Here is an 11,466-nt window from a genome sequence, read left to right on the forward strand (position 1 = left end):
TGCCCCCTCCCTAACCCTCCCCCGCTCACGCGGGAGAGGGGATGGGCGCCGCTTTTCCCCAAGGCCCCCTCTCCCGCGCAAGCGGGGGAGGGTTGGGGAGGGGGCCGTCGTTTATCCATCCTCAACCCCATCTGGAGACTCCCGCCATGGCCCTCACCGCCATCGGTCTGTGCGGTCGCGCGCTCATCAAGATCGGCGCGACCGCCATCGCCAGTTTCGACGACGGGTCCGCCGAGGCGGAAGTGGCGTCGGCGCTTTATGGTCCGGCGCGCGACGCGCTGCTCTCGGCCAACGCCTGGAGCTTCGCCACCATGCAGGCCAATTTGCCGCGTCTGGCGGTGGAGCCGGTCGCCGATTACGCCAACGCCTTTCAGCTTCCGACCGATTTCCTGCGGGCGTTGGGGGCGGGCGGGACTGGGCGCGGGCGGGGCTTGGGCTACCGCATCGCCGGGCGGGCGCTGCATTGTGATTCCGACCAGGTGACGCTGACCTATGTCGGGCGGCCCGACGAGGAGGATTTTCCGCCCTTCTTCGATCAAGCGTTGATCGCCCGGCTGGCCGCCGAATTCTGCATCCCGCTGACCGAAAGCAGCAGCCGGGCCGAGGCGCTGGTCGGGCTGGCCGAGGCGGAGTTCCGCCGCGCCCGCCAGATCGACGCCCAGCAAGACAACCAGCCGGGCTTCGAGGATTTCACCCTGATCGACGCGAGGGCGTGATGGGCCGCTTGCAACAGGTCAAAACCAACTTCACGGCGGGCGAGATTGGCCGCCGTCTGTTGGGGCGGGGGGATCTGCGCGCTTACGACAACGGGGCGCTGGCCCTGCGCAACGTCTTCATCGACCCGACCGGCGGGGTGACGCGGCGATCCGGCTTGGCCTTCACGTGGCTGGCGCGCGGCGACGGGCGGCTGGCGGCCTTCGAGTTCAACACCGAACAGACCTATCTGCTGGCCTTTTCGGCGGGGAAAATCGACGTGCTGCGCGGCGGCGTCCGCTTGGCCAGCGTGGACACGCCGTGGAGCGGCGCGCAACTGGCCCAGATCACCTGGACGCAGAGCGCCGACACGCTGCTGATCTGCCACCCCGACGTCAGCCCGCGCAAGCTGACGCGCGGCGACAACGACGCCTGGACCCTGTCGGAGTGGGCCTATGTCGTCCAGAATGAGGTGATCCGGCTGCCCTTTTACCGCTTCGCCGATCCGGCGGTGACGCTGACCCCGTCGGGAACCGGCGGGGCGATCACCGTCACGGCCTCGGCCCCGGTGTTCGACCAGCGCCATGACGGGACGCGCATCCGCATCCAGGACAAGCAACTGCTCGTCACCGGCGTGGCGTCGGCCACCCAGATCAACGCCACCGTCAAGGAAACGCTGGCGGGCGTGGCGGCGACGACCGATTGGGAGGAGCAGGCCTTTTCCGCCTTGCGCGGCTGGCCGGTGTCGGCGGCCTTTCATCAGGACCGGCTGGTCATCGGCGGGTCGCGCGATCTGCCCAACCGGCTGTGGCTGTCGCGCTCCGCCAACATCTGGAATTTCGATCTGGGGACCGGGCTGGACGACGAGGCCATCGAGTTCGGCATCCTGTCCGACCAAGTCAACGCCATCCGCGCGGTGTTTTCGGGCCGCCATTTGCAGGTCTTCACCTCGGGCGCCGAATACACGGTGACGGGCGATCCGCTGACGCCGCAGAGCATCCAGGTGCATCGCCAAACCCGCATCGGCTCGCCGCTCGACCGCAGCATCCCGCCGCGCGACGTGGACGGGGCGACGCTGTTCGTGCCGCGCAACCGGCGGGAAATCCGCGAATTCCTCTACACCGACACCGAAGCGGCCTATCAGGCGAATGATCTGGCGCTGCTGGCCCGCCATCTGGTGGTGAACCCGCGCGACCAGGATTACGACCAGACCCGCCGCCTGCTGTTCGTGGCGATGGAGGATGGCTCCCTCTGCACCCTGACCGTCTACCGGACGGAGGACGTCACCGCCTGGACCCGGTTGGAAACCGACGGGCTGGTGCGGTCGGTCGCGGTGGTCGGCGACGACGTGTTCGCGCTGATCGACCGCGCGGGCGTGTGGAGCATCGAGCGGTTCGACGATTCGCTCAACCTCGACGCGGCGGTGGTGGCCGACAAGGCGGAAGACACCGCCGTGTGGAGCGGCTTCGCGCATCTGGAAGGGCGGACGTTGACCGTGCTGGCCGATGGGGTGGTGCGCCCGTCCGTCGCCGTGCAGGCCGGGACCATCACCCTGTCGCCGCCCGCCCGCCATGTCGAAGCCGGTCTGCCTTACAGCCACCGCATCGAACCGCTGCCCGCGAACCTGTTGGGGCAGGCGAGCGGGGCCGATCTGGTGCGGTTGATCGCCGTGACCTTCCGGTTGGAGGACACGGCGGCGCTGCGGGTCGATCTAGGGCGCGGGCTTCAGGATCTGCCGCTTCACCGGCTGGGACCGCAACCCGCAGACGGCGTGCCGCCGCGCGTGTCGGGCGACCGCCGGCTGCGGGCTTTGGGCTGGCGGCGTGACATCGACGTGCCGCTGTGGCGCATCGAACAGGACGCGCCGCTGCCCTTCACGCTGCTTTCCGTAACCATGGACATGAAGGTGAACGACTGATGGGTGGCATCACGCCTCTGGTGACGTCGGCCCTGCCGTTGGCGGGATCGGTCATCAACACGGTGCGCAGCACCAGCAACAGCAGCAGCAACGCGGCGGCGCAGCAGGCCGCCGCCCAACAGGCCGCCGCCGAGTTGGAATACAAGCGCCAACAGGACGCGCTGAAGGCTCAGCAGGAGGCCGCCGCGCTGGAGTATCAACGCCAGCAGGACGCCGCCCGCGCCGCCGCCGAGCAAGCGGCGCTGGATCGCAAATACAGCGAAGACCGCACCGCGACGGAGCGCGCGGCGGCGGCGGCGGAGGCGGCGCGTCAACAGCAGGCGCAATTGTCCGCCGACGCGCAGGCGCGCGAATGGGCGCGTCAGGACCAGTTGCGTCAACAAGACGCCGAACTCCAGCGCCAGAAGGACGAGGCCGCCCGCGTCGCCGCCGAACAGGCCCGCGCCAACGAGATGAACAGCTACCGCTCCAGCCAGGAACAGACGCTGGCGCAGTTGCGGGCCAGCCAGGAGGCGGCCTATCTGGCGCAGGACAAGGAGGCGCAGGCCCAATCGGCCCAACTGGTCGCCGCCGCCGACGCGGCGGAAAAGCGCCGGGTCGACGCCCTGCGCCAGAATGTCAGCAAGACCCGCGCCAGCCTGGGCGCGCGCGGCGTCGCCGCCGGGGACGGATCGGGCGAGGCCATCCTGTTGGGGCTGACCAAGGACACCGCGACCGAGCGGCAAAACGCCCAGGCGGTGGACCAGCTCAAACAGCAGGCGATCCAGCAGAATCTCGACGCGATCAGGCGGCGGAACCTGCTGGAACAGACGCAGCTCGCCGACCGGCAGAAGCTGGAATTCATGAGCAAATATTTCTGACGGTCCGCCGTGACCGGCGCCGGCAACGCGGAGCCTCCCGATGACCAGTTCCCTTCTCATCCCGCGCGGGACACCGCGCGTGCAATACATCGCCGACGGCGCGTTGCGGGTCTTCACCTACCCGTTTCCCATCTTCGCCGCCGAGGATCTCCAGGTGTTTCTGGGCGCGGCGTCGCAGAGCGCCGGGTACAGCGTCAGCGGGGCCGGGACGACGGCGGGCGGCGCCGTCACCTTCAACACGGCGCCGGCGGCGGGAACGGCGGTGACGCTGCGCCGTCGCTTGACGGTCGAGCGGACCAGCGATTTCCGCGAGAGCGGGCCGCTGCCCGCCTCTGCCCTCAATCAGGAGTTCAGCCGACTGACCGCGTCGGTGCAGCAGGTGGCGGGCGATCAGGATCTGATGCTGCGCTACGCCGACACCGACCTTCCGGCCTCCACCCAATTGCCGGGCCGCGCGGAGCGGCAGGGCAAGCTGTTGAGCTTCGACAGCGCGGGCAACCCGACCGTCCGCCCGCCGGTGGACGAGGAGGCGCTGTCCACTTATGCGCCGCCGGGGGCGGGGGCGGTCAGCCGTCCGGTGCGCGACAAGCTGGCGGACGTCGTGTCGATCAAGGATTTCGGCGCGGTCGGCGACGGAACGGTGGACGACACGCTGGCGATCCAGGCCGCCTTGACCACGGCCAAGGCGGTCCATGTGCCGCCGGGAACCTACCGGATCACCAACACGCTGACGCTTGGCCATGGCAAATCGCTGATTGGGGCCGGGCAAAGCGCGGTCATCAAGGGGGCGTCCACAGCCTTTGACTTGATCCAGATTCCCGATGGCTACGCCACCCTGTCCAATCTGCGGCTGGAACAGGGCAAGGCCGGGGTGCGGCTGTTTGGGCGCGACGGGCCGTGCGTGCAGAACAGCCTGAGCGATCTGACCCTGTGGGATCCGCAGGTCGGGCTGGTCTTCGATGGTTACACGGATCCGAATTTTCCCTGCTATTGGAACAACGTCGCGCGGGTTCTGGTGGCGCGTCCGTCGCTGCACGGGGTGTGGCTGACGCGGACGGGGGCGGGCGACACGCCCAACGCCAACCGCTTTCACAGCGTGCGCGTCTATTCGCTGTCGGCCCCGATCTCGGGCAGCGGCTTCTATGTCGAACAGGGCAAATACAACAACAGCTTCTTCGATTGCGAAGCCAACCTGTCCACCATGGCCGAGTCCTGCTTTCGGGTCGGGGCCGACACTGACAAGACGTTGATCGTCAATTTCTACGCCGAATCGCTGGGGGCCGTGCCGAATGTGCGCCTGGACGCCGGGTCGGTGGAAACCGCGATCGTCAACCTGTTCTCCGCCGCCGCCGGTCCGGCGATTCAGGATCTCTCGGGCGGGCAATTCACGGCGGTCAACGCGGGTTATCCCGACAAAAACCGCCTGCAAGCCAGCCGGGTGACGCAACTGACCGTCGAAGCTCTGCGCTTTGACACCGAGTTTGTCGAGCCGGAGCATGGCGGGCTGGTGGAGCTTGACCTCGCCAGCTCGATCTATCTGATGAGCGCCTATGGCGGGCCGGTGGAAGCGCGGCTGCCGTCCGCCGGATCGGCCAACGGCCACACGGTGACGATCAAAAAGACCGACGCCTCGGCCAACATCCTGACCATCACCGAAAGCGACGGGCCGGGGCCGGACGGGCGGCGGGTGGCGTTGGGCAACCGCTATGATTTCGTCACGCTGGTGTCGAACGGGGCCAATTGGTGGATCGTCGCCGCCAACAGTCTGCCCGCCAACGCGCATTATCACGAGGGAACGGGCCTGTTCGAGCCGGACCTGAACCAGTCGCTCTATCTGGTCAGCGCCTGGAGCGGCGACGTCGAGGCGCGCTTGCCCGCCCCCAGCGCCGCCCACGCGGTGGGCCGCACGGTGACGATCAAGAAATCCGACACCAGCGGCCACCGCGTCACCGTCACCAGCCAGACCGGAACCGGCCCCGACAACGAGGCGATTCCTCTGACCGGCCAGGGCCACGCGGTGACGGCGATGTCGAACGGCGCGGGTTGGCACATTCTGGGGCGGAATTCATGACGGAGGCCGCCTTAGGGTTTCATGATTTCGTGCAACGTTGGAACAGCCTGTCGGAACTGGGCACGCCCAAGCATCACCGCGACATCGCCCGCTGGCTGGAAACGCAGAGTCAGAACGGCAACCGCCGCATGCTGCTGATGGCCTTTCGCGGGTCGGGAAAATCGACCCTGGTCGGCCTGTTCGCCGCGTGGCTGCTCTGCCACGATCCCAACCGCCGCCTTCTGGTGCTGGCCGCCGATCTGCGGCTGGCCAAGAAGATGGTCCGCAACGTCAAACGCATTCTGGAGCGCCACCCCGACACCAAACACCTGAAACCACCGGCCAAGGACCGCGACCAGTGGGGGAACGAGCAATTCACCGTCGTTCGCCCGATGGAGCTGCGCGATCCCTCGATGGCGGCGAGCGGCGTTGGCGGCAACATCACCGGCAGCCGCGCCGACGTGGTCATCTGCGACGACGTCGAGGTGCCGCGCAACACCGACAGCGCCAACAAGCGGGCGGGCTTGCGCGAACGTCTGGCCGAGTTGGAGTATGTGCTGGTCCCCGGCGGCGCTCAGCTTTATGTCGGCACCCCGCACAGCTACTACACCATCTACGCCGACGAGGCGCGGGCGGAGGTGGGGGAGGTCGCGCCCTTTCTCGACGGGTTCGACCGTCTGGTTCTGCCGGTCTACCACGAAGACGCGACCGGCAAGCGCCGCTACGCCTGGAAGGAGCGGTTTGGCGAGGCTCACGTCAACCGCATCCGCAAGACCACCGGCCCGGCCAAATTCACCAGCCAGATGCTGTTGCAGCCGGTGAACGTCGCCGAGGGCTTCCTCGACGTTGACAAGCTGGGCCGCTACGACGCGGAGCTGGAGTATCGCGAGGCGCTGGGCCGCGCCGTGCTGACGCTGGACGGCGTGCGCATGGCCTCGGCCAGTTGCTGGTGGGATCCGGCCTTCGCCCGACCACGGGGGGAGGGGGGGCCGCCCGGCGACGGCAGCGTCGTCGCCGCCCTGTTCGGCGGGGACGACGGGCGCTTTTACCTGCACCGCGTGCTCTATCTGCGCGTCGATCCCGCCGATCCCGACAGCGAGGCCGACCAGCAATGCCGACAGGTCGCCGGTTTGCTGGCGGCGCTGCATCTGCCCGCGATCCATCTGGAAACCAACGGAATCGGGCGCTTCCTGCCCGGCCTGCTGCGCGAGCGGCTGCGCAAGGACGCGCTGGCCGCCAGCGTGGTGGAGCAGTCCAGCCACACGCCGAAGGTCCGGCGCATCACCGAGGCGTTCGACGCGCTGCTGGCCGACCGGCGGCTGTTGGCGCACCGGCTGGTTTGGGACACGCCGCTTATCCGCGAAATGCGGGAATGGCGGCCCGATGGCCGTTACACCGGCCCCGACGACGGGCTGGACGCGGTCGCCGGCTGCCTGTCCGCCGAACCGCACCGCTTCGACCGCAGCGCCCAACCGCCCGAACGTCGCGCTGATTGGCGGGGTGGCGGGTCCGTGGTGGCTCCGTCGGATTGGGATTTGTGACCAAAGCTCTTCACCCTCCGCGCCGTTCTGGACGGGGGTGGCATCGCATCACTTTTTGGGAGACTCTGATGCACGAAAATCTGGATTTCGCGTGGTGGATCACCGCCGTCGAGTTGCCGGTGATGGGCGGCCTGTTCTGGCTGATCGCCCGACTGCGCAACGACGCCGAAACCGCGCTGGAAAATCTGCGGACCCGCGCCGAAACCGCGCAAGCGCAGGTGCGGGAAAGTCTGGCCGCCTACAAGCTGGAAGTCGCCAAGACCTATGTGTCCTTCGCGACCTTAAAGGATGTCGAACAGCGTCTGACCGACCATCTGCTGCGCATCGAAAACAAACTGGAATCAGGTTGCGCGCCATTCACGGAAAGCGGGCGTCGGTGACGCCCCGCTTTTGAACCGCAACGGAGAGCGACAGCGCATGTCGGCTTCAGTCGGCGTGGTGGATCATCGCCTGATAGATCTTCCAGGCGACTTCGACGGACACGCCGCCCGCCCGCGCGCCCGCCGCCAACATGGTGGCGCTGGGCTTCAGCGGGACGGCGGTGTGGCCCGGTTCGCAGAGCGCGCCCATGGCGGTGACGGACGCGTTCAGGTTGTCGTTGGTCTGGCTGGTCTTGGTCAGGTGCAGAGCGATCGCGTTCATGGCTGAGCCTCCGTTGCGTTTGTCTCCTTACAGCAAAAGGGATGCCAACTGTTTTGCGAGGGGGGTGAATCGGGGATTCGCTAAGGTTGCCGCGCGCTTGCCGCCGGATCGCTTGGGAACGACCTAAGGTTTGTCGGCGTCGATTGGGTTGGAATTCTCAAAAATACCCGCAAAATGCTGTTTCATTTCGGCGCCTGTTTGCAAAATGCAAAGCGCTCTGATTGTCCAGCGCCTTGCGCTTTGCATTCCGGGAACGAGCGCGCGGCGAAGCGTCTGGCCGCTGCCGGACGGTTGAGCTAGTGTCCGCCCATCATGACCGACCGCATCATCCATCACATGTGCCGCGCGGACGAGTGGGACGCCGCCCGCGCCGCAGGCTCCTACCCTGGCTCCTCGCAGGACGTTCAGGACGGCTTCATCCATTTTTCCACCGCCGGGCAGGTGGTGGAGAGCGCGGCCAAGCACCGCGCCGGGCAGGGTGGCCTGATCCTGCTGACGGTGGACGCCGTCCGGCTGGACGCGGCCCTGCGCTGGGAGCCGTCGCGCGGCGGCCAGCTCTTCCCCCATCTCTACGCGGCTTTGCCGGTGTCCGCCGTTCTGCGCGCCGACCCGCTGCCGCTTGGCTCCGACGGGCGGCACGTCTTCCCGGCGGGCTTCCCCTTCGTCATTGAGGATCTCGCGCCGTGATCGACCTGTTCCCCATCGTTGGGCCGCTGCTGTTCCGCTTTGATCCGGAAACCGCGCATGGGCTGACCATCAAGGCGCTGAAGAGCGGGCTGGTTCCGGCCCAGCGCGGCGGCGACGAGCCGTCCTTGCGTTCCCGCGTTTGGGGTCTGGACTTCGCCAACCCGGTCGGGCTGGCCGCCGGATTCGACAAGAACGCCGAGGTGGTGGACGCCATGCTGCGGCTGGGCTTCGGCTTTGTCGAGGCGGGCAGCGTCACCCCGCGCCCGCAGCCCGGCAACCCGCGCCCGCGCCTGTTCCGCGCCATCGAGCAGGGCGCGGTGCTCAACCGCATGGGCTTCAACAACGAAGGGCTGGAGGCGTTCGCCGCCCGGCTGGAGCGCCGCCGCGACGACCCGGCCCGCGCCGCCGGTCTGGTCGGGGCCAATCTGGGCAAGAACAAGGACACGGCGGACGCCGCCGACGATTACGTGATCGGCGTGCGCCGTCTGGCCCCGCTGGCCGATTATCTGGTGGTCAACGTTTCCTCCCCCAACACGCCGGGCCTGCGCGCCTTGCAGGGGCGGGAGCCGCTGCGCGATTTGCTGGGCCGGGCGCTCGACGCGCGGGCGGCCTGCAAGCTGACGCGGGATCCGCCCTTGCTTTTGAAGATCGCGCCGGACCTGACCGACGAGGACAAGAGCGACATCGCCGCCGTGGCGCTGGAGTCGGGCGTCGATGGGCTGATCGTGTCGAACACCACCATCGCCCGCCCCGCCGACATCCCGGAGCCGCTGCGTTCGGAGGCTGGCGGCCTGTCGGGCCGTCCGCTGTTCGCGCCGTCCACGCTGGTGCTGAAGGAAATGTACGGGCTGACGGGGGGCAAGCTGCCGCTGATCGGGGCGGGCGGCGTCGCTTCGGGGGCCGACGCCTACGCCAAGATCCGGGCGGGCGCCTCGCTGGTGCAATTCTATTCGGCGATGGTCTATGGCGGCCCGGCCCTGGTTCTGCGCATCCGCGCGGAGCTGGCCGCCCTGCTGCGCCGCGACGGTTTCGCCCGCGTCGCCGACGCGGTGGGGGCGGATCACCGCTGAGGCTGGGGAGGTTGGGCCGCAGGATGGTCCGCAGGACTGGCGGCGGAACGGCGTAGAATTAACACATCGTCAAGGCGGCGCGACGGACAGTCTGTCGCAGGCGCCGCGCCGCTCCCGGCGCCATCCGGCTCGTCAGATTGTTTCACGTGAAGGCCATGACCGTTCTGACCCACGTCGTCTACGCGCTCGCCTACATCGTGGCCGGGGTTTCGGTTGGGGCGACGCTGCCGCTGATGCGGCCCGAGGCCGACCCGCTGCTCGGCTGGTTGACCGGCGCCGTGGTGGTTCTGGCGGGCGGCCTGCTGCACGAGATCGTCACCCGGCTGGAGCGCGAACGCAAAACCGCCGAACGCGCCCACCACCTGCACGGCACGGTCGCGTTGCTGGCCGAAGAGGTGGCGACCTTGCAGGCGGCGCTTGACGATGGCGCCCGCCACCCTGGAACCGCCCGGTACGACGCGGTGATGCAGGAGGTGCGGCTGCTGCAATCGCTGGTCTCCAAGCTGACCGAACGCCGCGCCGCGCCGCGCCCGCCGGTCGCCGCGTCGGAGCGGCGCGGCCCCGGCAGCGGCGAGTCGATCTCCACCACGCCGCCGCCGCCCGCGCCCGTCGCCGCCTTTGGGCCGATGAACGACGCGTCGGTTCTGGAGGCGGTGCGCGAGGCGCTGAAGGCCGACCGCATCGACATTTATCTGCAACCCATCGTCAGCCTGCCCCAGCGCAAGCATCGCTTTTACGAGGTGTTTTCGCGGGTCCGCGCGGGCGACGGCCACCAGATCATGCCCGACCGCTATCTGGAGATCGCCGAACGCGAGGGGTTGATCGCCACCATCGACAATCTGCTGCTGGTCCGTTGCATCCAGTTGATCCGCGAGACCGAACGGCGCCAGCACTCCATCGGCTTTTTCGCCAACATCTCCGCCGCGACTCTGTCCGACGGCGATTTCATGCGGCAGTTCCTGCATCTGATGACGTCGAACCAAGCGCTGGTGCCCAAGCTGGTGTTCGAGATGAGCCAAGCGGATTTGCGGGCGGGCGGGGCCGTCACCCTGGGGATCCTGTCGCAACTGGGGCGATTGGGCTTCCATTTCTCAATGGATCAGGTGACGAGCCTGGACATAGACGTCGATCTGCTGCTGCGCCACGAGTTCCGCTATGTGAAGCTCGACCGCGCGCTGGTGCTCGACCCCGCCCAAGCCGGGCGCATCAAGGAGTTGCGCCGCCGCTTCGCGTCGGAAGGCGTCGATTTGATCGTCGAGAAGATCGAAACGGAAAACCAGCTCATCGAGATCCTCGACACCGGCTTTGACTTCGGCCAGGGCTACCTGTTCGGCGAACCAAGGCTGAGCCGCAAGCCGGGGTAGCGGTCGGAGGTTACAGACCGATCAAGGCCGACAGCTTGCCGCGAACCTCGGCCAGGACTGGGGCGGGAACCCGCCCCCCGGCGAACAGAATCGGGCGGGCCAGCGTGTCGATGCTGCGGACGTGGCTGGTCAGAATTTCACCGGCGACCGGCAACCCGTCGGGCAAAACCGCGCTGGTTGGGAAAGGCCGGATTCGCGTGGTGATCGGGCAGACAATGGCGAAGCGGGTGGCTTGCCAAAACACCCTTGGCGACACGACCAGAGCCGGACGGCGCCCGGCCTGCTCCCGCCCCACGCGCGGATCGAAATCGGTCCAGATCAGATCGCCCGCTTCCGGTTCCCACGCCATCTCGGCCATGGTGGACGGATCACTCATCCACCCGCTCTCGTCCCAGGTCAGGCCCCCAATCAAAGGCGTCGCGCATCGCGTCTGGCGTGACGTCTTTCAAAAGATCGGCCAGATCATAGCGTGGTCGGTCGGTGGTGATGACGATGCGGTCGCCTTCAGCCTGGATCTCCACCCGCGCGCCATCGCGCAAGCCGACTTGCGCGGCGATGTCCTTTGGGATGCGAATTCCCAGACTGTTGCCCCAGCGGGCGAGTTGAACTTGCATAACGTCATCCTGGCGCGGTGGCGCTTT

General features: G+C 67.9%; 12 protein-coding genes. 9 read left to right on the forward strand and 3 right to left on the reverse strand.

Annotated features, from left to right (window positions below):
• Positions 1-146: 146 nt before the first annotated feature.
• The 6 genes from D3877_RS17025 (at position 147) to D3877_RS17050 (ending at position 7,442) form a co-directional block, all read left to right on the forward strand.
• Complete coding sequence (locus D3877_RS17025; protein ID WP_119831898.1) at positions 147-716, forward strand: phage connector family protein; 570 nt, start codon at positions 147-149, stop codon at positions 714-716.
• On the forward strand, positions 716-2,611 hold the full coding sequence (locus tag D3877_RS17030; protein ID WP_119831899.1) for a phage tail protein: 1,896 nt from the start codon (positions 716-718) through the stop codon (positions 2,609-2,611). The genes D3877_RS17025 and D3877_RS17030 overlap by 1 nt, the downstream gene beginning before the upstream one ends.
• Positions 2,611-3,471: a coiled-coil domain-containing protein gene (locus D3877_RS17035; RefSeq protein WP_119831900.1), complete on the forward strand. Its 861-nt coding sequence runs from the start codon at positions 2,611-2,613 to the stop codon at positions 3,469-3,471. Before D3877_RS17030 ends, D3877_RS17035 begins: the two co-directional genes overlap by 1 nt.
• Before the next feature lie 40 nt (positions 3,472-3,511).
• Positions 3,512-5,542: a glycosyl hydrolase family 28-related protein gene (locus tag D3877_RS17040; RefSeq protein WP_119831901.1), complete on the forward strand. Its 2,031-nt coding sequence runs from the start codon at positions 3,512-3,514 to the stop codon at positions 5,540-5,542.
• Positions 5,539-7,062, forward strand: a complete 1,524-nt coding sequence (gene terL, locus D3877_RS17045) for a phage terminase large subunit (protein WP_119831902.1) — start codon at positions 5,539-5,541, stop codon at positions 7,060-7,062. Before D3877_RS17040 ends, terL begins: the two co-directional genes overlap by 4 nt.
• A 68-nt stretch (positions 7,063-7,130) precedes the next feature.
• Positions 7,131-7,442, forward strand: a complete 312-nt coding sequence (locus tag D3877_RS17050) for a hypothetical protein (protein WP_119831903.1) — start codon at positions 7,131-7,133, stop codon at positions 7,440-7,442.
• A 46-nt stretch (positions 7,443-7,488) separates the two neighbouring features.
• Here D3877_RS17050 and D3877_RS17055 read toward each other — a convergent pair whose 3' ends face one another.
• Positions 7,489-7,704 carry a hypothetical protein gene (locus tag D3877_RS17055; protein ID WP_119831904.1) on the reverse strand — a complete coding sequence of 72 codons (216 nt, stop codon included), beginning with the start codon at positions 7,702-7,704 and terminating at the stop codon, positions 7,489-7,491.
• Between the two features lie 312 nt (positions 7,705-8,016).
• Between D3877_RS17055 and D3877_RS17060 the strand changes: the two genes are divergently transcribed.
• The 3 genes from D3877_RS17060 (at position 8,017) to D3877_RS17070 (ending at position 10,825) form a co-directional block, all read left to right on the forward strand.
• The gene (locus tag D3877_RS17060; protein WP_119831905.1) at positions 8,017-8,391 is read left to right on the forward strand and encodes a DUF952 domain-containing protein; all 375 of its coding nucleotides are present in this window, start codon (positions 8,017-8,019) and stop codon (positions 8,389-8,391) included.
• Positions 8,388-9,461, forward strand: a complete 1,074-nt coding sequence (locus D3877_RS17065; protein ID WP_119831906.1) for a quinone-dependent dihydroorotate dehydrogenase — start codon at positions 8,388-8,390, stop codon at positions 9,459-9,461. Before D3877_RS17060 ends, D3877_RS17065 begins: the two co-directional genes overlap by 4 nt.
• A gap of 155 nt (positions 9,462-9,616) precedes the next feature.
• Positions 9,617-10,825, forward strand: coding sequence for an EAL domain-containing protein (locus D3877_RS17070; protein ID WP_119831907.1), 1,209 nt, complete (start codon positions 9,617-9,619; stop codon positions 10,823-10,825).
• 10 nt (positions 10,826-10,835) lie between these two features.
• On the opposite strand, the gene D3877_RS17075 is transcribed toward D3877_RS17070, so the two are convergent.
• The gene (locus D3877_RS17075) at positions 10,836-11,201 is read right to left on the reverse strand and encodes a type II toxin-antitoxin system PemK/MazF family toxin (RefSeq protein ID WP_238474932.1); all 366 of its coding nucleotides are present in this window, start codon (positions 11,199-11,201) and stop codon (positions 10,836-10,838) included.
• On the reverse strand, positions 11,194-11,439 hold the full coding sequence (locus D3877_RS17080) for an AbrB/MazE/SpoVT family DNA-binding domain-containing protein (protein WP_119831909.1): 246 nt from the start codon (positions 11,437-11,439) through the stop codon (positions 11,194-11,196). The genes D3877_RS17075 and D3877_RS17080 overlap by 8 nt, the downstream gene beginning before the upstream one ends.
• Positions 11,440-11,466: the final 27 nt, after the last annotated feature.

Origin of the sequence: Azospirillum cavernae, assembly GCF_003590795.1 — a bacterium.
GTDB lineage: Bacteria > Pseudomonadota > Alphaproteobacteria > Azospirillales > Azospirillaceae > Azospirillum > Azospirillum cavernae.

Bases quoted from the DNA above. Each gene is read 5' to 3' on its own strand.
- D3877_RS17025 (WP_119831898.1), top strand. From the start codon at position 147: ATGGCCCTCACCGCCATCGGTCTGTGCGGTCGCGCGCTCATCAAGATC.
- D3877_RS17030 (WP_119831899.1), top strand. From the start codon at position 716: ATGGGCCGCTTGCAACAGGTCAAAACCAACTTCACGGCGGGCGAGATT.
- D3877_RS17035 (WP_119831900.1), top strand. From the start codon at position 2,611: ATGGGTGGCATCACGCCTCTGGTGACGTCGGCCCTGCCGTTGGCGGGA.
- D3877_RS17040 (WP_119831901.1), top strand. From the start codon at position 3,512: ATGACCAGTTCCCTTCTCATCCCGCGCGGGACACCGCGCGTGCAATAC.
- terL (WP_119831902.1), top strand. From the start codon at position 5,539: ATGACGGAGGCCGCCTTAGGGTTTCATGATTTCGTGCAACGTTGGAAC.
- D3877_RS17050 (WP_119831903.1), top strand. From the start codon at position 7,131: ATGCACGAAAATCTGGATTTCGCGTGGTGGATCACCGCCGTCGAGTTG.
- D3877_RS17055 (WP_119831904.1), bottom strand. From the start codon at position 7,704: ATGAACGCGATCGCTCTGCACCTGACCAAGACCAGCCAGACCAACGAC.
- D3877_RS17060 (WP_119831905.1), top strand. From the start codon at position 8,017: ATGACCGACCGCATCATCCATCACATGTGCCGCGCGGACGAGTGGGAC.
- D3877_RS17070 (WP_119831907.1), top strand. From the start codon at position 9,617: ATGACCGTTCTGACCCACGTCGTCTACGCGCTCGCCTACATCGTGGCC.
- D3877_RS17075 (WP_238474932.1), bottom strand. From the start codon at position 11,201: ATGAGTGATCCGTCCACCATGGCCGAGATGGCGTGGGAACCGGAAGCG.
- D3877_RS17080 (WP_119831909.1), bottom strand. From the start codon at position 11,439: ATGCAAGTTCAACTCGCCCGCTGGGGCAACAGTCTGGGAATTCGCATC.